1 protein-coding gene is annotated in these 24,129 nt (G+C 74.3%); it reads left to right on the forward strand.

The window, feature by feature from the left end; all coding sequences use genetic code 11:
- Nucleotides 1–33: 33 nt before the first annotated feature.
- On the forward strand, nucleotides 34–24,024 hold the full coding sequence (locus ABT130_RS36735) for a type I polyketide synthase (RefSeq protein ID WP_502992240.1): 23,991 nt from the start codon (nucleotides 34–36) through the stop codon (nucleotides 24,022–24,024).
- The last annotated feature ends 105 nt before the right edge of the window (nucleotides 24,025–24,129 follow it).

The raw sequence follows: 24,129 nt of genomic DNA on the forward strand, positions 1-24,129 counted from the left end.
GGTCAGGGTAACTACGCGGCGGCGAACGCGTTCCTGGACGCGTTGGCGGAGGTGCGGCGGGCTGAGGGGCTGGCGGGGTTGTCGCTGGCGTGGGGGCCGTGGGCGCAGGACGCCGGGATGACCGGTGCCCTGGATGACGCTCAGACGCGCCGGTTGACCCGCGCCGGGATGCCGGCGATCACTCCGGAGCAGGGTGTCGCGCTGTTCGACGCGGCCGTCCGCTCGGCTGAGCCGGCCGTGGCCCCGGTCCGGCTCGACCTGGCGGCGCTGCGGGCACAGGGTGAGGTGCCGTATCTGCTGCGCGGGCTGGTACGGGACCTGCGCCGGTCGGCGGCGTCGATGGCCGCGGCCGGTGGCGGCACACTGGTCCGGCGGCTGGCCGGCCTGGAACGCGCCGACCGTGTCCAGGTCCTGGTGGACCTGGTGCGGGCCGAGGTGGCGCTGGTGCTGGGGCACGCCTCGCCGAAGACCGTGGACGTCCGGCGGGAGTTCCGCGAGCTGGGCTTCGACAGCCTCACCGCGGTGGAACTGCGCAACCGGCTGAACGTGGCGACCGGGTTGCGCCTGCCGGCCACGCTGGTGTTCGACCACCCCACGCCCGCCGTACTGGCGGAGTTCCTGCTGGACGAGGTGCTGGGCGAGCAGGACGACGCGGCCGTTCCGGCCACGATCGCGCCGGCCGCCGACGACCCGATCGTGATCGTCGGGATGAGCTGCCGTTACCCGGGTGGCGTCGCCTCACCCGAGGACCTGTGGCGGCTGGTGGCCGAGGGCCGTGACGCGATCACGGGATTTCCGGTCAATCGTGGCTGGGACCTGGACGCGCTCTACCATCCGGACGCCGACCACGCGGGCAGCTCGTACACCAGACAGGGCGGCTTCCTGCACGACGCGGCGGAGTTCGACGCGGACTTCTTCGGGATGAGCCCGCGGGAGGCCCTGGCGACGGACACGCAGCAGCGACTTCTGCTGGAGACCTCGTGGGAAGCCGTCGAGCGGGCCGGAATCGACCCGGTCACGCTCCGGGGCAGCCGGACGGGCGTGTTCGCCGGGGTGATGTACACCGACTACAGCGGGATGCTGGGCGCGGGCGAGTTCGAGGGCTACCGGGGCACCGGGACCGCCGCGAGCGTCGTCTCCGGCCGGGTGTCCTACACACTGGGCCTGGAGGGCCCGGCCGTGACGGTCGACACGGCCTGCTCGTCCTCACTGGTCGCGGTGCATCTGGCGGCACAGGCGCTGGTCTCGGGGGAATGCGCGCTCGCGCTGGCCGGCGGTGTGACCGTGATGGCCACACCCGGACCGTTCGTGGAGTTCTCCCGGCAGCGGGGGCTGTCCGCGGACGGGCGGTGCAAGTCGTTCGCGGACGGCGCGGACGGTGTGAGCTGGGCCGAGGGCGTCGGGGTGCTGGTGCTGGAGCGCCTGTCGGACGCCCGGCGCAACGGTCACGACGTGCTGGCGGTGCTGCGGGGCTCGGCGATCAACCAGGACGGTGCGTCCAACGGGCTGACCGCGCCGAACGGCCCCTCCCAGCAGAGGGTGATCCGCCAGGCGCTGGCCGGAGCGGGTCTGTCCCCGGCCGAGGTGGACGTGGTGGAGGGGCACGGGACCGGGACCACCCTGGGTGATCCGATCGAGGCGCAGGCGCTGCTGGCCGCCTACGGCCAGGACCGGCCCAAGGACCGCCCGCTGCTGCTCGGGTCGATCAAGTCGAACATCGGCCACACGCAGGCGGCGGCGGGTGTCGCGGGCGTGATCAAGATGATCATGGGCATGCGGCACGGCATCGTGCCCAGGACCCTGCACGTCGACGCGCCGTCCTCGCACGTGGACTGGACCGCGGGCGCGGTGGAGCTGCTGACCGAGGCGCGGGAGTGGCCGGAGACGGGCCGCCCGCGCCGGGCCGCCGTGTCGTCGTTCGGCTTCAGCGGCACCAACGCTCACCTCATCATCGAACAGGACACCGTCGAGCGGGCTCCATCGGCCGACAGGCCGCCGATGGCGGGCCTGCCGCTGCCGCTGCCGATCTCGGGCAGGACCGAGCAGGCGGTGCGGGAGCAGGCCGCGCGGCTGTTGTCCCACCTGGAGGGCCGTCCCGAGACGAGGCCGGCCGACGTCGCGTTCTCGCTGGTGACCACCCGTTCCCCCTTCGAGCACCGGGCCGCCGTGCTGGCCGAGGACCATGCCGGAGCGCTGGCCGGGTTGCGCGCGCTGGCCGGCGGCCGGGCCGCGCCGGGAGTCGTACGCGGCCAGGCCGGATACGACCAGAAGCCGGCGTTCCTGTTCACCGGCCAGGGTGCCCAGCGCGTGGGCATGGGCCTGGAGACCTACGAGCGGTTCCCGGTGTTCGCCGAGGCCCTTGAAGGTGTGCTCGCGGCGCTGGCCCCCCAGATGGCCTCCTACCTGGACCGTCCGCTGCGGGAGGCACTGTTCTTCGACGCGGAGCTGCTCGACCGTACGGTGTACACGCAGCCGGCGCTGTTCGCCCTGGAGGTCGCGCTGTACCGGCTGGTGGAGTCGTGGGGCGTGCGCCCGGCCGCGCTGGCGGGGCACTCGATCGGGGAGCTCGTCGCGGCGCACGTCGCCGGGGTGCTGACACTGGAGGACGCCTGCGCGCTGGTGGCCGCGCGGGGCCGGTTGATGCAGGCGCTCCCGGCCGGCGGTGCGATGGTGGCGATCCAGGCCGGCGAGGAGGAGATCCTGGAGTCGCTGGCCGGGCGCGAGGGCGAGGTGTCCGTCGCGGCGGTCAACGGCCCGGCATCGGTGGTGATCGCCGGGGTCGAGGCCGCGGTGCTGGAGGTCGCCGCCGGGTGGGCCGCCCGGGAGCGCAGGACCAAGCGGCTGCGGGTGTCGCACGCGTTCCACTCTCCGCTGATGGAGCCGATGCTCGCGGAGTTCCAGGCGGTCGCCGAGACGGTGTCGTACGCACCCCCGCGGATCCCGGTGATCTCCAACGTGACCGGCGGGTTCGCCACGGACGAACTGTGCTCACCGGCCTACTGGGTGCGGCACGTGCGGGAGACGGTCCGGTTCTGCGACGGCGTGCGGGAGCTGCACGGGGCGGGCGTGACCGCGTTCCTGGAGATCGGGCCGGACGGCGTGCTGACCGCGATGGCCCAGGACGCCCTTCCCGCGGAGGCGGATGCGCTGCTGCTGCCCGTGCTGCGCGGCGACCGCGACGAGAGCACCGCCCTCATGACCGCGCTGGCCGAGCTGCATGTGAACGGCGTACGCGTCGACTGGCCGACCCTGCTCCGCGGGGCCCACCGGGTGGACCTGCCGACGTACGCGTTCCAGCACGAGTCGTTCTGGCCGGAGCCGCCGTCGGCCGTGAACGACGCGGTCGCCGACCCGGTGGACGCGCGGCTCTGGGACGCGGTCGGGCGCGGCGACGCCGGGGACGTGGCCGCGATCCTTGGCCTGCGCGACGAGCACTCCTCCTCGCTGGACACCCTGCTCCCGGCCCTGTCGTCGTGGCGACGGAGCCGGAGCGAGGCGTCGGCGCTCGACTCCTGGCGCTACCGGGTGGAGTGGAAGCCCCGCCGTACGCCCCCTCTCACCATGCTGGAGGGCACCTGGCTGGTGGTGACCGCCGACGGGATCCCGGACGGCGACGTGGTCGCCGCGCTGGACGGCCACGGGGCGCGAGTGAAGCGGCTCGTGCTGGAGGGGACGGACGCCGACCGTACGTCGCTCGCGGCCCGGCTCCGGGAGCTGGACGAGATCTCCGGTGTGGTGTCGATGCTCGCACTGACGGAGGCGCCCGTCGCGGACGGCGGGGCGGTACCGAGCGGTCTCGTGCTCACGGTCGCGCTCCTGCGGGCGCTCGGCGACGCGGAGATCGACGCGCCGCTGTGGTGCGTCACCCGTGGCGCGGTGTCCGCGGCTCCCGGCGACCGGGTGACACGTCCGGTCCAGGCGCAGGTGTGGGGCATGGGCCGGGTCGCTGCCCTGGAGCATTCGAAGCGGTGGGGCGGCCTGGCCGACCTGCCCGAGGTCGTCGACGGGCGTGCCGCCCAGGGGCTGGCGAGCGTGTTGGCGGGCCTGGACGGCGAGGACCAGGTGGCGGTCCGGGCGTCGGGCGTGTTCGGCCGGCGGCTGCGGCGTCACCCGGCCGCGCCCGACCCGGTCGGCGGCGGTACCGCGTTGAGTTCCGGCGGGACGGTGCTGATCACCGGTGGGACCGGCGCCCTGGGCGCGGCCACCGCGCGGTGGCTGGTACGCGGCGGCGTCACGCACCTGGTGCTGACCAGCCGGCGCGGCATGGACGCCCCCGGGGCGGCGGAGCTGCGCGACGAGCTGCTCGCGCTGGGGGCCGAGGTGAGCGTCGTGGCCTGCGACGTGGCCGATCGCGACGCGCTGGCCGCCGTGCTGGCCACGATCCCGGCCGAGCACCCGCTCACCGGGGTCGTCCACGCGGCCGGGGTGGGGGAGGCCGTCGCGCCCCTTGAGCAGGCGGACGCCGCCACCTTCGCCGAGGTGATGACGGCGAAGGTGGCCGGCGCCGCCAACCTGGACGACCTGCTCGGAGATCGCGAGCTCGACTTCTTCGTGCTGTTCTCCTCGATCGCCGGGGTGTGGGGCAGCGCGGGGCAGGGCGCCTACGCGGCGGCCAACGCCTACCTCGACGCGCTGGCCGAGCACCGGCGTGCGCGCGGTCTCGCCACGACGTCGGTGGCCTGGGGCGCGTGGGCCGAAGCCGGCATGGCCGCGACGGAGGACATGGCCGACTACCTGCTCAGGCGCGGGCTGGCCTTCCTGCCGCCCGATCTCGCCATCGGCGAGCTGAGCCGGGCGGCCGGCGGCCGGGACGCGGTGGTGACGGTCGCCGACGTCGACTGGGACCGGTTCTATCCGATCTTCACCTCGACCCGGCCCAGCCACCTGTTCGGCGAGCTCGCGGAGGTCAGGGCACAGCGCGAGAGCGAGAACGGGGCAGGGGCCTCCGGCGACCCGGAATTCGTCGCGCGGCTGCGGCACCTGACCGAGAAGGAGCAGCGGCGCAGGCTGCTGGATCTGGTGCGCACCGAGGTGGCGGCCGTGCTGCGGCACGCCTCAGCCGAGGTGGTCTCCGAGCGGCGCGCCTTCCGCGAGCTGGGTTTCGACTCGCTGACCGCGGTGGAGCTGAGAAAACGGCTGGTCGCGGTGACCGGCCTGGCGTTGCCGAGCACGCTGGTGTTCGATCACCCGAACCCGGCCGCACTGGTGGAGTTCCTGCGGTCGCAGGTCGTGGGCTCGGCGGGCGAGGTGGGCGCGGACGCCGGAGCTCCGGTCGCCGTCCACGCCGACGAACCGATCGCGATCATCGGGATGGCCTGCCGGTTCCCCGGCGGCGTCGGCTCTCCCGAACAGCTGTGGGAACTGGTGACCGACGGGGTCGACGCGATCTCCGGATTCCCCGCCGACCGGGGCTGGGACGCGGAAGGGCTCTACGACCCCGACCCCGATCACTCCGGCACGACGTACTCGGTCGAAGGGGGGTTCCTCCACGACGCCGGCGACTTCGACCCCGGGTTCTTCGGGATCTCACCGCGCGAGGCACTGACCATGGACCCGCAGCAGCGGCTGCTGCTGGAGACCGCGTGGGAGGCCATCGAACGGGCCGGGATCGATCCCTTCGCGCTGCGCGGCCACTCGACCGGCACGTTCATCGGCTCCAGCTACCAGGAGTACGGCTCGGACGCCGCCGACGCCGAGGGACACCAGGTCACCGGCACCATCCCGAGCGTGCTGTCCGGCCGGGTGTCGTACGTACTCGGCCTGGAAGGGCCCGCGGTCACGGTCGACACGGCATGCTCGTCGTCGCTGGTGGCGCTGCACCTGGCCTGCCAGTCGCTGCGTAACGGCGAGAGCTCGCTCGCCCTGGCGGGCGGCGTGACGGTGATGACCACCCCGGCCGCCTTCGTGGCGTTCAGCCGCCAGCGGGCCCTGGCCGCCGACGGCCGGTGCAAGGCGTTCTCCGACGCGGCCGACGGGATGAGCCTGGCGGAAGGGGTCGGCCTGCTCCTGGTGGAGCGGCTGTCCGACGCGCGGCGCAACGGCCACCCGATCCTTGCGGTGGTGCGCGGTTCGGCGGTGAACCAGGACGGCGCGTCCAACGGGCTGACCGCGCCCAACGGTCCCTCCCAGCAGCGGGTGATCCGGAAGGCCCTGGTAGGCGCGCGGCTGTCCCCGGCCGAGGTGGACGCGATCGACGCGCACGGCACGGGTACGGGCCTGGGCGACCCCATCGAGGTCCAAGCCCTCCTCGCCACGTACGGGCAGGGCCGGGAGCGCCCGCTCCTGCTCGGGTCGGTCAAGTCGAACATCGGCCACACACAGTCCGCGGCGGGCGTGGCCAGCGTGATCAAGATGGTCATGGCGATGCGGCACGGGGTGCTGCCCAAGACGTTGCACGTGGGCACGCCGTCGTCCCACGTGGACTGGACGGCGGGCGCGGTCGAGCCGCTGACCGAGGCCATGCCGTGGCCGGAGACCGGACGGCCGCGCCGGGCCGCGGTGTCCTCCTTCGGGATCAGTGGCACGAACGCCCACGCGATCCTCGAACAGGCGCCGGATGCGGAGGAACCGGCCGGCGACGTCGCGCTCGCGGGTCCCAACGCCGATGCCGCCGCTTCCGATCGTGATCACGTTCCCGGTGCGGTGCCGTGGGTGGTGTCGGGCCGGACGGCGGAGGCGCTGCGCGCACAGGCGCGGCGGCTGGCCTCGCACGTGGCCGACCTCGGTGAGCCCGATCCGGCCGTCGTGGGCTTCTCGCTGGCGACGTCGAGGTCGGCGTTCGAGCATCGCGCGGTCGTGGTGGGCGGTGACCGCGACGCGCTCTCCGCCGCGGTGCGGGCGGTGGCCGCGGGCGAGTCCGCGCCGGGCGCGACCCAGGGAGTGGCGGACGTCGAGGGCAAGACGGTCTTCGTGTTCCCCGGGCAGGGCGCGCAGTGGGCCGGTATGGGCGCCCTGCTGCTGGAGCAGTCCCCCGTGTTCGCCGAGCGTATCGCCGAGTGCGGCCTGGCCCTGAGCCGGCATGTCGACTGGTCGCTGATCGACGTGCTGCGCCAGGTGGAGGGCGCGCCGTCGCTGGACCGGGTGGATGTCGTGCAGCCGGTGTCGTTCGCGGTGATGGTCTCGCTGGCGGCGATGTGGCGTGCTCACGGGGTGGAGCCCGACGCGGTGATCGGGCACTCCCAGGGTGAGATCGCCGCCGCCTGCGTGGCGGGCGCGCTGTCCCTGGACGACGCCGCGCAGGTGGTGGCGGTGCGCAGCCTGGCCATCGCGCGGCGGCTGGCCGGCGCCGGAGGGATGATGTCGGTCTCGCTCCCGGTGCCGGACATCGAGGAGAGGCTGCGCCCCTGGGGCGAGCGGATCTCGATCGCGGCGGTCAACGGGCCGCGTTCGGTCGTGGTGTGCGGCGACCCCGACGCGCTCGATGAGCTGTCGCGGCGGTTGACCGAGGAGGGCGTGCGGGCCCGGCGGGTCGCGGTCGACTACGCGTCGCACTCGGCCCATGTCGAGCGGCTCCAGGAGGAGCTGCCGCAGGCCCTGTCGGCGATCCGGCCGCAGCGGGCCGAGGTGCCGTTCCTGTCCACGGTGACCGAGGACTGGCTGGACGGCACGGAGCTGGACGCGGACTACTGGTACCGCAACCTACGGCGGGCCGTCCGGTTCGAACCCGCGGTGCGGTGCCTGCTGGCCGCTGGGTACCGGGCGTTCATCGAGGTCAGCCCGCACCCGGTGCTGACCGGCGCGATCCAGGAGACGGCCGAGGAGGCGGGGGGGACCACGGCGGGCACGGTGGTCGCCGGGACTCTGCGCCGCGACCAGGGCGGCGCGGAGCGCTTCCTGACCTCCCTGGCGGAGGTGTTCGTGCGCGGCGTTCCGATCGACTGGCGAGCGGTCTTCGACGGCACGGGCGCCCGCCGGGTGGAGCTGCCGACGTACGCCTTCCAGCGGGAGCGGTTCTGGATACGGCGCGCCGAGGCGCGGACGACCGGCGCGGCGGACCCGGCGGACGAGCGGTTCTGGGCGGCGGTGGAGCGGGAGGACCTCGACTCGCTGGCTTCGGGACTGGACGTGGGCACGGGGGCACTGGCCGCGGTGGTACCCGCGCTGTCCTCTTGGCGTCGCCGGCAACGGGCCCGGTCCACCGTGGACTCCTGGCGCTACCGCGTCGCGTGGCGGCCGATGACCGGCCTCGCCTCCACCTCCCTGTCGGGCACGTGGCTGCTCGTCACCACAGAGGGTCTCACGGGCGATGACGTCGCCGACGCGCTGACCGCGCACGGTGCGCGGGTCCGCAGGGTCGTGCTCGACGAGTCGTGCACAGACCGCGTTCTGCTGGCGCGCGTGCTGACCGGCCTGCCGGCCGGTGCGCCGGGCGATGCCGGGGCACCGGGCACCGGGGTGGACGCCTCGCTCGACGAGGGGGAGCACCTCTCCGGCGTGGTGTCCCTGCTGGCCCTGGCCGAACAGCCCGCCGATCGATACCCGGAGCTGGCCACCGGTCTGGCGCTGACCGTCGCGCTCGTGCAGGCCCTGGGCGACGTGGACATCGACGCGCCGCTGTGGTGCCTCACCCGTGGTGCGGTCTCCACCGGCCGGTCGGATCCGGTGACCAACCCCGTCCAGGCGCAGGTCCACGGCGTGGGCTGGACGGCCGCGCTGGAGCACCCGCGGCGGTGGGGCGGCCTGGTCGATCTGCCCGGGACGCTCGACCAGCGCGCGGCGCGGCGCCTGGCGAGCGTCCTCGCGGGCGGCAGCGGCGAGGACCAGCTCGCGATCCGGCCCTCCGGCCTGTTCACCCGGCGGGTGGTGCCTGCGCCGGTATCGGCAGCGGATCGGGAGCCGGCGCGCAGGTGGACACCGCGCGGGACCACCCTGGTGACCGGCGGCACCGGAACGCTCGCCCCGCACCTGGCCCGCTGGCTCGCCGCCGAGGGGGCCGAGCAGGTGGTGCTGACCAGCCGCCGTGGCATGGACGCTCCCGGCGCGGCCGAGCTGCTGGCCGAGCTGGCCGAGCTCGGCACGACCGCCACGATGGCGGCGTGTGACGTGTCCGATCGCGACTCCGTCGCCGGCCTGCTCGCGCGGTTGCGGGCGGAGGGCCACGTCGTCCGTACGGTGGTGCACGCCGCCGCCTCCATCGAGCTGCACACCCTGCAGGACACCACCATCGAGGCGTTCGCCGAGGTGGTGCGGGCCAAGGTCGTCGGCGCCCGGCACCTGGACGAGCTGCTGGACGCGGACGAGCTCGACGCCTTCGTGCTGTTCTCCTCGACGGCGGGGATGTGGGGCAGCGGGCGGCACGCGGCGTACGTGGCGGGCAACGCCTTCCTCGGCGCGCTGGCGGAGAACCGGCGTGCCCGGGGGCTGCCGGCCACGTCGATCTCCTGGGGCATCTGGTCGGACGACCGTGATCTCGGGCGGGTCGATCCCGAGCAGATCCGGCGCAGCGGGCTCGTGTTCATGGAGCCGGACCTGGCGCTCGAAGGATTCCGGCAGGCGCTGGCCGGCGAGGAGACCGCGCCGGCGATCGCCGACATCGACTGGGAGCGGTACTTCCCGGTCTTCACCTCCGTGCGGCCGAGCCGGTTGTTCAGCGAGGTGCCCGCCGTACGGCGGCTAGCCGAAATCGCCGAGCGTCCGGCCGTCGCGGCGAGCGATGGGGAATTCGTCACCCGGCTGCGCGGGCTGCCGGCGTCCGAGCGGGACCGCCTGCTGCTGGAGCTGGTGCGCGCCCAGGCGGCGACCGCGCTGGGCCACTCCTCAGCCGACGCCGTCGCCGAGCGGCAGGCGTTCCGCGACATGGGCTTCGACTCGGTGACCGCGGTCGATCTGCGCAACCGGCTGGCCAGTGCGACGGGCCTGACGCTGCCCAGCACGCTGGTGTTCGACCACCCGAACCTGGAGGCGCTGGCGGAGTTCCTGCGCGCCGAGATCGCCGGGACGCAGGCCGGATCGGCGGCCGTGGCCGGCCCGGTGCGGGCCGCCTCGGACGAGCCGATCGCGATCATCGGGATGGCCTGCCGCTACCCGGGCGGGGTCCGGTCGCCGGAGCAGCTGTGGCAGATCGTGCTCGACGGCGTCGACGCCATCTCCGAGTTCCCCGGGGACCGTGGCTGGGACGTCGAGGGGCTTTACCACCCCGACCCGGAGCGTACCGGCAAGACGTACTCGACCCAGGGCGGCTTCCTCCACGACGCGACGGAGTTCGACGCCGACTTCTTCGGGATCTCGCCGCGCGAGGCGCTGGCGATGGATCCGCAGCATCGGCTGGTGCTGGAGACGGCGTGGGAGACCGTCGAACGGGCCGGGATCGCCCCCTCGGCGCTGCGTGGCAGCCTGACCGGCACCTTCATCGGTTCCAGCTACGCGGACTACAGCGCGGCGATGACCGGGCAGGGGGAGGGCCTGGAAGGTCACCTGGTCACCGGCACCGTGCCGAGCGTGCTGTCCGGCCGGGTGTCGTACCTGTTCGGGCTGGAGGGCCCGGCCGTCACGCTGGACACGGCGTGCTCGTCATCGCTGGTGGCGCTGCACATGGCCTGTCGGTCGCTGCGTGACGGCGAGAGCTCACTGGCACTGGCCGGTGGGGTGACCGTGATGTCCACCCCCGATGCCTTCATCGGGTTCAGCCGGCAGCGGGCCATGGCCCCCGACGGCCGGTGCAAGGCGTACTCCGACTCGGCGGACGGGATGTGCCTGGCCGAGGGCGTCGGCCTGCTGCTGGTGGAGCGGCTGTCCGACGCCGAGCGCAACGGGCACCCGATTCTCGCGGTCATCCGCGGGTCGGCGATCAACCAGGACGGCGCCTCCAACGGGCTCACCGCGCCCAACGGCCCGTCGCAGCAGCGGGTGATCACACAGGCGCTGGCCAACGCCGGGGTGTCGCCGGCGGAGGTCGACGTCGTCGAGGGCCACGGAACAGGGACGGCGCTGGGCGACCCGATCGAGGCGCACGCGCTGCTCGCGACCTACGGCCAGGACCGGGACGCGGACCGTCCGCTGCTGCTGGGGTCGGTCAAGTCCAATATCGGGCACACCCAGATGGCGTCCGGTGTGGCCGGCGTGATCAAGATGGTCATGGCGATGCGGCACGGCCTGCTGCCCAGGACGCTGCACGTGGACGAGCCGTCGTCGCACGTGGACTGGTCCAGCGGCGCCATCGAGCTGCTCACCGAGCCGAGGGAGTGGGTGCGCGCCGGGCACCCGCGCCGGGCCGCGGTGTCGTCGTTCGGACTCAGCGGCACCAACGCCCACGCGGTGCTCGAAGAGGCGCCGCCCGCCGCCGCCCGGGTCCGGGAGGCCGAGCCCGTCGTCGTTCCCGTACTGGTGTCGGGCAAGAACGAGCAGGCCCTGCGCTACCAGGCGGGGCGGCTGCTGTCCCTGCTGGAGGAGTCGCCCGGTCTCCACCCCACAGACGTCGCCTTCTCCCTGGCGACCTCGCGGTCGCACCTCGACCAACGTGCGGCGCTGGTCGGGCGGGAGCGCCAGGAGATCATCGACGGGTTGCGGGCGCTGGCCGAAGAGCCGCTGGACGGTGCCCTCGCTCCGGGGGCCGTCGTCCACGGCACCGCCGCCCGCGGTTCCCTGGCCTTCATGTTCACCGGCCAGGGCGGCCAGCGCGCGGAAATGGGCCGCGAGCTGTACGGTCGTTTCCCGGTGTTCGCGGACACGCTCGACGAGGTGCTGTCCCACCTGGACGCGGATCTGGATCGCCCGCTGCGCGAGGTGCTGTTCGCCCCGGCGGGTACGGCGGAGGCCGCCCTGCTGGACGAGACCGGCTACACCCAGCCGGCGCTGTTCGCCTTCGAGGTGGCCCTGTTCCGGCTGCTCGAATCGTGGGGCATCAGGCCCGACTACCTCACGGGCCACTCGGTGGGGGAGATCGCCGCGGCGCACGTCGCCGGAGTGCTGTCGCTGCCGGACGCGTGCACCCTGGTGGCGGCCCGCGCCCGCCTGATGCAGGCGCTGCCCGCCGGTGGGGCGATGGTCGCGCTGGAGGCCCGCGAGGAGGAGGTGCTCCCGCTGCTGGCCGGGCACGAGCACCAGGTCTCGATCGCGGCGGTCAACGGCCCGCAGTCGCTGGTCGTCGCCGGCGAGGAGGAGGCCGTCCTGAAGATCGCGGCACGGCTCGCCGCCGAAGGACGCAGGACCAGGCGGCTCCAGGTCTCCCACGCGTTCCACTCCCCGCGGATGGAGGCCATGCTCGACGACTTCGGCCGGGTCGCGCGAGGCCTGTCGTACGCGCCCCCGGAGATCCCGGTCGTCTCGAACGTGACGGGCGAGGCGGCGACCGCGGAGCAGCTCTGCTCCCCCGAATACTGGGTGGCGCACATCCGCCGACCGGTCCGCTTCGCGGACGGCGTGCGGTGGCTGGCCGAGCAGGGCGTCGGCACCTTCCTCGAACTCGGTCCCGACGCCGTTCTCACGGCCCTCGCCGCCGACTGCCTCACCGACCGGCCCGGCGCGCGTCCGATCCCGGTGTCGCGCCGGGATCGTGCCGAGGAGCAGGCCATCACCACCGCGGTGGCCCGGCTGCACGTCCATGGCTTCGCCGTGGACTGGCGAGGGTTCTTCGCCGGCACCGGCGCCGAGACGGTCGACCTGCCGACCTACACCTTCCAGCGCCGGCGGTTCTGGCCGGACACCGCGGCGGCCGCCGCACTCGCGCCCGGTGGCACGGCGGACGCCGGCTTCTGGGACGCCGTCGAGCGCGGCGACGTGGCGGCGCTGTCGGAGGGGCTGGACGTCGACGGTGACGCGCTGGAGGCGTTGCTCCCGGCGCTGTCCTCGTGGCGCCGCGACCGCCGGGAGCGCTCCGCCGTGGACGGCTGGCGGTATCGGACCGTCTGGAAGCCGCTGTCCTCCTCGACGGCCACGCCCTCCGCGAGGGTACGGGGCCGGTTGCTCGTGGTGGTCCCGGTGCGGCCGGTGGGTGAGGAGTGGGTGACCTCGCTGGCGGGCGCGCTGGGCGCGGAGACCGACTGGATCGAGGTCGGCGAGCCCGACCGGGCGGCACTGGCCGCGCGCCTGCGGGAGCTGTGTTCCGACGGCTCCAGGCCCACCGCGGTCGTGTCGCTGCTGGCACTGGACGAGCACGACCTCGCCGGGTATCCAGGGGTTCCGGCCGGTCTCGCGCTGACGGTCGCGCTGGCGCAGGCGCTCGGTGACGCCGGGGCCGACGCACCCCTGTGGTGCGTGACCCGTGGCGCGGTGTCGGTGGGGCGTTCGGAACAGGTGTCCAGGCCGGTGCAGGCCGCTGTGTGGGGTCTCGGCCGGACCGCGGCGCTGGAGCAGCCGAGGCTGTGGGGCGGGCTGGTGGATCTGCCGGAGACCCTCGACCCGGTCACCGTCTCCCGCCTGGTCGGCGTGCTGTCCGATGCTCAGGGGTACGGCGTGCAGGGCGAGGACCAGCTCGCCGTACGTCGCTCCGGGGTGTTCGGCCGACGCCTGGTGCGCGCTCCGCTCGGCGAGAAGCCCGCCGAGCGGGAGGCCGCCCCGCTGGGCGCCGCGCGGATCGCCGCGGGCACCGTGCTGATCACGGGAGGCACGGGAGGACTGGGGGCCCGCCTCGCGCGCTGGGCGGCAGGCGCCGGTGCCGCGCACGTCCTGCTGGTCGGCCGCCGCGGGCCGGACGCTCCGGGCGCGACCGAACTGCGGGACGAGCTGGCCGGCCTCGGCGCCCAGGTCAGCGTCGTGGCCTGCGACGTCGCCGATCGCGACGCCCTGGCCGCCGTGCTGGCTCAGATCCCGCGGGAACGGCCGCTGACCGCGGTCTTCCACGCGGCGGGAGTGGTCGACGACGGGGTGCTGGACGGAATGACGCCGGAGCACCTCTCCTCGGTCCTGCGGGCGAAGGCCGTCGCCGCGCTCAATCTGCACGAACTGACCGAGCGGCTGGACCTGCCGGCGTTCGTGCTGTTCTCGTCCACGGCCGCGACCTTCGGCGCCGCGGGCCAGGCCAACTACGCGGCCGCCAACGCCGTGCTCGACGCGCTGGCGGAGCACCGGCGCGGGCTGGGCCTCCCGGCGACGTCGATCGCCTGGGGGCCGTGGGCCGGGGCCGGCATGGCGGCGGACGGCGCCGTGGTGGAGAGCAGGATGCGCCGGGTCGGCCTGGAGATGATGCCTCCGGACCTGGCGATCCGCGCGTTGCGGCAGGCGATCGAGCACGAGGACACGGCGCTGACCGTCGTCGACGTCGACTGGCCTCGCTTCGTCGCCGCCTTCGCCGCGATCCGGCGCTATCCGCTGGTGAGCGACCTTCCTGAGGTGACCGCGGCCGCCGGGGCGACGGAGGGCGGGACGGATGGGGCCGTCACGACGGAGCGGGCGTTCCGGCGGTGGCTGGCCGACCTGCCCGTCGCCGAGCGGAGCCGGGCCGTACTGGACCTGCTGCGCGGCCGGGTGGCCGCGGTACTCGGCCATACAGAGGTGGACGGCGTCGCGCCGGACCGCCCGTTCAAGGATCTGGGGTTCGACTCGCTGACCACCGTCGAACTGCGCAACGCGCTGGCGGCGACGACGGGGCTGATCCTGCCCGCGACGCTGGTGTACGACTATCCCACCCCCAGCGCGCTGGCGGATTTCCTGCTGGCCGAACTGCTCGGCTCGATGCCGCACGAGGAGTCGTGGCCCGGGTCGCAGGGCGTGACGGCACGCGCCGCCGACGACGACCCCATCGTGATCGTCGGCATGAGCTGCCGGTTCCCCGGTGGGGTGAGCTCCCCCGAGGAGCTGTGGCGGCTGCTGATGGACGGGGGAGAGGGCATCTCCTCGTTCCCCGACGATCGGGGATGGGACCTGGAGGCGCTCGTCGGAGGGATGTCGGCCACGAGCGTCGGCGGCTTCCTGCGGGACGCGACCGAGTTCGACGCCGAGTTCTTCGGCATCTCACCGCGTGAGGCGCTGGCGATGGACCCGCAGCAGCGCCTGGTGCTCGAAGCCGCCTGGGAGGCGCTGGAGCGGGCCGGCATCGATCCCCTCGACCTGCGGGGCAGCGACGGCGGCGTCTTCGTGGGCACCAACGGCCAGGACTACGTCGGCCTGCTCAAGAGTTCCGGCGCGGACGTGCAGGGGCACGTGGCCACCGGTACCACGGCGAGCGTCATGTCAGGGCGGCTGTCCTACACGCTGGGACTGGAGGGGCCCGCGATCACCGTCGACACCGCGTGCTCGTCCTCCCTGGTCGCCCTCCACTGGGCCGCGCAGGCCCTGCGCGGCGGCGAGTGCTCGCTGGCGCTGGTGGGCGGTGTCTCGGTGATGTCGAGCCCGGACTCGTTCGTCGAGTTCAGCGTCCAGGGTGGTCTGGCCCCCGACGGGCGGTGCAAGGCGTTCTCCGACTCGGCTGACGGCACCGGCTGGTCGGAAGGCGTCGGCGTGCTCGTGCTGACACGCCTGTCGGACGCGCGGCGGGGCGGTCATCCGATCCTCGCCGTGGTACGCGGGTCGGCGGTGAACCAGGACGGCGCGTCGAACGGGTTGACCGCGCCGAACGGCCCGTCGCAGCAGCGGGTGATCCGGCAGGCACTGGCCGCGGCGGGGCTGTCCCCGGCCGAGGTCGACGCGGCCGAGGCGCACGGCACCGGCACGGCGCTGGGCGACCCGATCGAGGCTCAGGCCCTGCTGGCGACATACGGCCAGGAGCGGGATCACCCGCTCCTGCTGGGGTCGATCAAGTCCAATCTCGGCCACACGCAGGCGGCGGCGGGTGTCGCCGGTGTGATCAAGATGGTGCTGGCCATGCGGCACGGCATGCTGCCCAGGACGTTGCACGCCGAGGTACCGGCGTCGCACGTGGACTGGTCGTCCGGGGCCGTCGAGCTGCTGACCGAGCCTCAGCGGTGGACGCGGAAGGGGCGACCGCTGCGGGCCGGCGTCTCCGCCTTCGGGATCAGCGGCACCAACGCCCACGTCATCCTGGAGCAGGCACCCCTGGACGAGCCGTCCCCCGAGCCGCCCGGCGAGCGGAGGGTTCCCGCGGTCGTGCCGTGGGTCGTCTCCGGCCGGACCCGGGAGGCGCTGCGGGCCCAGCTCGATCAGGTACCGGCCGCCGACCGCGACCTCGATCCGCTGGACGTCGGCTACTCGCTGGCGAGCCGGTCGATGTTCCGGCACCGCGCGGTGCTGCTGGCCACCGCCGACGGAGTGTCGGAGATCGCGCGTGGCGAGGCCACCGCCGTCGCGGGCAGGTCGGCGATGCTGTTCGCCGGACAGGGCTCCCAGCGCCCCGGCATGGGCCGGGAGTTGTATGCCAGGTTCCCGGTGTTCGCGCAGGCACTGGACGCGGTGCTCGCGCAGCTCGACGTCGAGCTGGACCGCCCGCTGCGGACGGTCCTGTTCGCCGAGGCGGGCTCACCCGAGGCCGAGCGGCTTGACCAGACCCAGTGGACGCAGCCCGCGCTGTTCGCGATCGAGGTGGCTCTGTTCCGCCTGGCGGAGTCGTGGGGGCTGCGCCCGGACCTGGTGGCCGGGCACTCGATCGGCGAGATCGCCGCGGCGCACGTCGCCGGTGTGCTGACACTGGCGGACGCGTGCACCCTGGTCGCCGCCAGAGGGCGCCTGATGCAGGCGCTACCGGCCGGGGGCGCGATGGTCTCCGTACAGGCCACCGAGGACGAGGTTCTCCCGATACTCGCCGGGCGCGAGCACGAGGTGTCGATCGCCGCGGTCAACGGACCGTCGGCGGTGGTGATCGCCGGGGTGGAGGGGCCGGTCACCGAGCTCGCCGCCCACCTCGCGGCCGAGGGCCGCAAGACCACCCGGCTGGTCGTCAGCCACGCGTTCCACTCGCCGTTGATGGACCCCATGCTGGAGGAGTTCCGCCGGGCCGTACGAGGGCTCGGGTTCTCACCGCCGGCCATCCCGCTCGTCTCCGGCCTGACCGGCGAGCCGGTCGCCGTCGAGCGGCTCTGCTCACCCGACTACTGGGTCGACCACGCTCGGCAGGCGGTCCGCTTCGCCGACTGCGTGCGCACCCTGCGCGGTTCCGGCGTGAGCACGTTCGTCGAGCTCGGCCCGGACGGCGTGCTGTCCGCGCTGACCCAGCACTGCCTGGCGGCCGACGGTACCGAGGCCGGCACCCTGGTCGTGCCGATGCTGCGTAAGGACCGCGGCGAGGAGGCGTCGGCCGTGGACGCGCTGGCCCGGCTGCACGTCCACGGGCTGCCGGTGGACTGGCGGTCCCTCTTCACCGGATGCGGCGCGCGGCGCGTCGACCTGCCCACGTACGCCTTCCAGCGCCGGAGGTACTGGCCCGAGGCCGTCGCCCCGGTCGTCGCCCCGGCGGGGGACCCGGTGGACGCCGAGTTCTGGGCCGCGATCGAGCGTGCGGACCTGACGTCCGTGGCGGCCACGCTGGATCTGGAGGCGGACTCGCTGTCAACGGTGCTGCCCGCGCTGTCATCCTGGCGCCGCTCGCGCCGCGAGCACACCCTCGTGGACTCCTGGAGCTACCGGGTGGCCTGGAAGCCCCTGGCCGCCGTGCCGTCCGCCGTCCCGTCCGGGAGGTGGCTGGTGGCCGTCCCGGCCGGCCGGTCCGAGGAGGGGGAGTGGGCGGAGGCGCTCGATGCGGTGGGTGCCGCCCTGGCGGGCCCCGATGCTCTGATGCGTCTCGACGTCACGCACACCGGTCGCGCGAGGCTGGCCGCACAACTCGTCGAACTGCTCGGCGGCCCGGACGCCGACGGCCGCGCGCCGGTGGGTGTGATCTCCCTGCTGGCGCTCGCCGGGACGGGCGATGACGGCCTGCCCGAGGTGGCGTTGACGGCCGCGCTGGTGCGGGCGCTGGGCGACGCGGGTGTCGACGCGCCGCTGTGGTGCGTCACCCGAGGCGCGGTGTCGGTGGGCCGATCCGACTCGCCACCGAGCCCGGGGCAGGCCGCGGTCTGGGGCCTCGGCCGGGTGGCGGCGCTGGAGCACCCCCGGCGCTGGGGAGGCATGATCGACCTGCCCGAACTGCTCGACCGGCGGGCCGTCGCCCGGTTCGCCGGCGTGCTGGCCGACGGCCCGGACGGCGAGAGCGAGGTCGCCGTGCGCGCCTCCGGAGTGTTCGGTCGCCGGCTCGTCCCGGCCCCGGCCGGGGACGCCGACCGGTCGTGGCGGCCTCGTGGCACGGTGCTGGTCGCCGGGGACACGGGAGTCTCTGGCGAGCGCATCGCCCGCTGGCTGGCCGACGCGGGCGCCGGCCGAGTCGTGCTGGCCGGGCGCCCCGCCCCGCTGGAGCCCGCCGAGGTGGATCCCCGGGTGACGATCAGGCACTGCGACCTGGTGGATCGGGAGGCCGTGGCCGCCCTGCTGGCGGAGTTCCCGCCGGACGCGGTCATCTACGCCGAGGAACCGGCCGGGGCCGCCTCCCTGGAGGAGACCGAGCCGGCGGACATGGCCGCGACCGCCGCGGCCTACGCCGCCGGGGCGGTGCACCTGGACTCCCTGCTGAAAGACCGGGAGTTGGATGCGTTCGTTCTGTTCTGCTCGCTTTCCGGCGTCTGGGGCGTCGCCGGCCGAGGGGGCGCCGCCGCCGCGGAGGCGGTCCGGGACGCACTGATCGAAGCGCGCCGCGCCCGAGGCGTGGTGGGGACCGCCGTGTCCTGGTCGGCATGGGCGGACAGCGGCGTGACCACGGACCGGGGAATGGACCTGCACCTGCGGGCGAACGGGCTGCCCGCCCTGGCGCCCGCGCTCGCGCTCAGCGCGCTGGGCCGGGTCGTCGCGAACGGCGAGAGCGCGGTGACGGTCGCCGACGTGGCGTGGGACCGGTTCGCCCCGGCCTTCCTCGCGGTGCGGCCGACCCTCCTGCTGGACGAGCTGCCCCAGGCCCGGCAGGCGATCGAGGCGGCGGGCGGCGGCGCCCACGACGGTGAGCCCACCGTGGCGGCCGCGCTCCGGGACCGCCTTCTCGGGCTGCCGGCGGCCGAGCGCACGGGCCTCGTCCTCGAACTGGTGGTGGCCAGGGCCGCCTCGGTCCTCGGGCACGCGGACGGCGCCGCGATCGAGGCCGATCGGGCCTTCCGGGACTTCGGGTTCGACTCTCTCACCGCGGTCGACCTGCGTAACCAGCTCAACGCCGCGACCGGGCTGACCTTGCCGGCCACGCTCGTCTTCGACCACCCGACACCGGTGGAACTCGCCGAACATCTGGCGGCCCAGGTGCTCGGCGAGGAGAGCCTCGGCGAGGAGAGCCGAGCGTCCGTACCGGCCGCGCCCTCGGACGACCCGATCGTCATCGTCGGCATGAGCTGCCGGTACCCGGGCGGCGTCCGCTCGCCGGAGGACCTGTGGCGGCTGGTCACCGGCGAGGTGGACGCGGTCGGCGCGTTCCCCGCCGACCGGGGCTGGGACCTGGACGCGCTGTCCGGTGGGGACGCCGACGGGCGTGGCCGCAGCACGGCGGCCGGAGGCGGTTTCCTCTACGACGCCGCCGACTTCGATCCGGGTTTCTTCGGCATCTCGCCCCGTGAGGCGATGGTGATGGACCCGCAGCAGCGGCTGGTGCTCGAAGCCGCCTGGGAGGCGTTCGAACGGGCGGGCATCGACCCCGCCGGCCTGCGGGGCGGCGATGTGGGCGTCTACGTCGGCGCCACCGGTGGTGACTACCAGCCACCCCGCGATCATCACGGCCACGCGCAGACGGCCCAGGCGGCCAGCGTGATCTCCGGCCGGCTGTCCTACACCTTCGGCCTGGTGGGGCCCGCGGTGACCGCGGACACCGCCTGCTCCTCGTCGCTGGTGGCGTTGCACCTGGCCGCCCAGGCGCTGCGGGCCGGGGAGTGCTCGCTGGCTCTCGCCGGTGGGGTCGCCGTGATGTCCACCCCGGTGGGCTTCGTCGAGTTCGGCGAGATGGGGGCGCTGTCCCCGGACGGCCGGTGCAAGGCGTTCTCCGACGCCGCCGACGGCACGGGCTGGGCGGAGGGCGTCGGCATGCTCGTCGTCGAACGGCTGTCGGATGCCCGGCGCAACGGCCATCACGTGCTGGCGATCCTGCGCGGTTCGGCCGTCAACCAGGACGGCGCGTCCAACGGATTCACCGCGCCGAGCGGTCCGTCGCAGCGGAAGGTGATCCACCGCGCCCTGGCCGGTGCCGGGCTGACCCCGTCCGACGTGGACGTGGTGGAGGCGCACGGCACGGGCACCAGGCTGGGCGACCCGATCGAGGCGCAGGCCCTGCTGGAGACCTACGGTCAGAACCGTGAGCGACCGCTGCTGCTCGGGTCGATCAAGTCCAACATCGGGCACACGCAGGCGGCGGCGGGCATGGCCGGACTGATCAAGATGGTCATGGCCATCAGGCACGGGGTGGCGCCGAGGACGCTGCACCTGGACGCGCCGTCGTCGCACGTGAACTGGTCGGCGGGCGCGGTGGAACTGCTGGCCGAGGCCAGGCCGTGGCCTGATGCCGGACGCCCGCGCCGGGCCGGGATCTCGTCCTTCGGAGCCACCGGCACGAACTCACACGTGATCATCGAGGAGGCGCCCTTCACCGAGCCGTCAGAGGCCGATACGGGGCTCCGCGGGATGCCCGTCGCAGCGGTTCCCGGACTCCTGCCGGTCCCGCTGTCGGCCAAGACTCCGGCCGCGGTGCGGGCACAGGCGCTACGCCTGCTCGATCACCTCGTCGAGCACCCCGAACTCGGCCTGGCCGATCTCGCGTACTCCCTGGCCACCACCCGGTCGAGCTTCCGGCAGCGGCTCGTCGTCCTGGCCGGCAGCCGTGCGGAGCTGGTGGACGGCCTGATGGCGGCGGCGGACGGAAACCCGGCTCCCCACGTGCTCGACGGCCTTCCCGGGCGAGCGGGCAAGACGGCATTCCTGTTCACCGGCCAGGGCAGCCAGCGGGCGGAGATGGGCCGCGAGCTCTACGACCGGTTCCCGGTCTTCGCCGACGCGCTCGACGCCGTACTGGCGCATCTGGACGCCAGGCTGGACCGCCCGCTGAGGGAGATCCTGTTCGCCCCGGCGGGCACACCCGAGGCCGGGCTGCTCGATGGAACCGGATGGACCCAGCCGGCACTGTTCGCGGTCGAGGTGGCCCTGTTCCGCCTGCTGGAGTCCTGGGATCTCACCCCTGACGTGCTGATCGGGCACTCGGTCGGCGAGTTGGCCGCGGCGCACGTCGCGGGCGTGCTGTCACTGGAGGACGCCTGCGCGCTGGTGGCGGCCAGGGGCGCGCTCATGCAGCGGCTTCCGGCCGGCGGCGCGATGGTCGCCGTCCAGGCCGGCGAGGAGGAGGTGCTGCGGGCGCTGGCCGGGCACGAGCACCGGGTCTCCGTCGCCGCGGTCAACGGCCCGGAGTCCGTGGTGATAGCCGGGGCGGAGCAGGCGGTGCTCGACGTGGCGGGCGCGCTGGCGGAGAGCGGGCGTCGGACGAGGCGGCTGCGGGTCTCGCACGCGTTCCACTCACCGCTGATGGAGCCGATGCTGGCGGACTTCCGGGCGGTCGCCGAAGGCGTCTCCTACTCCGTGCCGCGAATCCCGATGATCTCGAACGTGACCGGCGATCTCGTCACGGCCGAGCTGTGCTCCCCGGACTACTGGGTGGCGCACGTACGGAGCGCCGTACGGTTCGCCGACGGGATCCGGGCGGCGCACGAGGCAGGGGTGACCCGCTACATCGAGATCGGCCCGGACGGGACCCTGACCGCGATGGCCCGTGACACCATCCCCGCGGAGGCCGAGGCGGAACTGGTCCCCCTGCTGCGCAGGGACCGCGACGAGCACCGGGCCCTCGTCACCGCACTCGCCCGGCTGCACGTACACGGGATGAGTCCCGCCTGGACCTCGGTCTTCGCCGGTACCGGCGCCCGGCCGGTGGACCTGCCGACGTACGCGTTCCAGCACGAGCGGTTCTGGCCCGACGCGGGCCGCCCGGATCGGACCCGCGTGGCGGGCACGGGCGGCGCGGCGGACCCGGTGGACGCCGAATTCTGGGCGGCCGTCGAGGAGGAGGACGCCAAGGCGCTGGCGTCGCGGCTCGACGTGGACGGTGACGCGCTGACCAAGGTGCTGCCGGCGCTGTCGTCGTGGCGCCGGGAGCGGCGCCGGCGGTCCACCATGGACGCCTGGCGGTACCGGATCGTCTGGAAGCCCCTCACCGGTGACGGCGCGGCCGCCCCCAGGGCCTCGCAGGCCGGCCCCTGGCTGGTGGTGCTCCCCGAGGAACTGCGCACGGACACCTGGACGGGCTCGGTGATCGACGCGCTCGGTGCCGACGTGGTCCGCATGGAGGTGGCCGACCTCGCCGCCGTACCCCGGGATCGGGCCGCGCTGGCCGAGTGGCTGAGCGCGCACGCCGGCACCCGGCCGTTCGCCGGAGTGGTCTCGTTCCTGGCGCTGCGGGAGTCCGCGGACATCGGGGGCAGCGGGCTTCCCGGCGGGCTCGCCCTGACCACCCTGCTGATCCAGGCGCTGGGCGAGGCCGGCATCGACGCGCCGCTGTGGTGCCTCACCCGAGGCGCGGTCGCGGCCGATCCCGGCGACGTCCTGCGCGATCCGGCGCAGGCCGCCATCTGGGGGCTCGGCCGGGTCGCCGCGCTGGAGCACCCGCAGCGATGGGGCGGCCTGATCGACCTGCCGGAGGGTTTCGACCGGGGAGCGGCGCGGCGGCTGGCGAGCGTGCTGGCCGGGTTGGACGGCGAGGACCAGATCGCCATCCGGGCCTCCGGCACGTACGCCCGGAGACTGGTGCAGGACCCCGTCGGCCAGGCCGACGGACCCGACGAGTGGACGCCGTCCGGAACCGTGCTGATCACCGGCGGCACCGGCGCGCTCGGTGGACATCTGGCCCGCTGGCTGGCCCGGCATGGTGCGGAGCACCTGGTGCTGGTCAGCCGACGGGGGATGGAGGCCCCCGGCGCCGCCGAGTTGCGCGACGAGGTGGCGGGGCTGGGCGCCCAGGTGACCGTCGCGGCCTGCGACGCGGCCGACCCGGACGCACTGGCCGCCGTGCTGGCCGGCATCCCGGCCGAGTTCCCGCTGACCGGTGTGGTGCACGCCGCGGGCGTGGTCGACGACGGCGTGGTGGACGGCTTGACCCGGGAGCGGTTCGAGACGGTGTTCCGCGCCAAGGTGGCACCGGCGGTCGTGCTGGACGAGCTGACCCGAGAGCTGGATCTGCCGGTGTTCGTGCTGTTCTCGTCCGCGGCGGGCGCGCTCGGCAGCCCCGGCCAGGGCAATTACGCCGCCGCCAACGCGGTGCTGGACGGCCTGGCCGAGCGGCGGCGCGAGCGCGGACTGGCGGCCACGGCGGTGGCGTGGGGCGCCTGGGCCGGCGGCGGTATGGCGGAGGTGGCCGCGGCGCAGGAGGCGTCCCGGCGCATGGGCGTGCGCCCGATGGACCCCGAGCTGGCGGTCTCCGCGTTGAGCGGCCTCGTCGCCGGAGGCGAACCGGTCGCCGTGGTCGCCGACATCGAGCACGAGCGGTTCGTCCGCTCCTACACGGCGGGCCGGCCCAGCCGGCTGCTGAGTGAGCTGCCGGGATACCGTGAGCTGGTCGAGTCGGCAGGCTCGGCGCAGGAGACCGCGCAGTCGGCGTCCGCCCTGCGGGACAGGCTGGCCGGCCTTACCGGCTCCGAACGGCTCGGCGTGCTGCTCGACCTGCTGCGCGGCCAGATCGCCATGGTTCTCGGGCACTCCGATCGCGAGGCGATCGGCGCCGATCAGGCGTTCCGGGACCTCGGCTTCGACTCCCTCAGCGCGATCGAGCTGCGTAACCGGCTCACGGCCTCGACGGGGCTGAAGCTGCCCTCCACGCTCATCTTCGACTACCCGACTCCGGAGGCCCTCGCCGACCATGTGATCGCGCAGCTCCTGCCGGAGACGGGTGCGGCCTCGGGCGCCGGCGAGGAGGAGGCACGGGTCCGGGCGATGTTCGCGTCGCTGTCCATGGCCAGGCTGCGGGAGATCGGTGTGCTGGACGCGCTGCTGCAGCTGACCGGTGACCCGGAGGCGTCCACCGATGACGAGGCCGATGACGCGCTCGACTCGATGGGGCTCGACGAGCTGGTGCGGGCGGCCCTCGACGGCGGAGCTCAATGAGCCGAGAGCCGTCCCGCCGTCATGGTCCCGCTCGTGGGCGCGGGACCATGACGGCGGGACCCGAGGTAGTGGGACGGTCCGGAACGCCAATTGACCCGGCCGGGT

Origin of the sequence: Streptosporangium sp. NPDC001681, assembly GCF_040298085.1 — a bacterium.
Taxonomy (GTDB): domain Bacteria; phylum Actinomycetota; class Actinomycetes; order Streptosporangiales; family Streptosporangiaceae; genus Streptosporangium.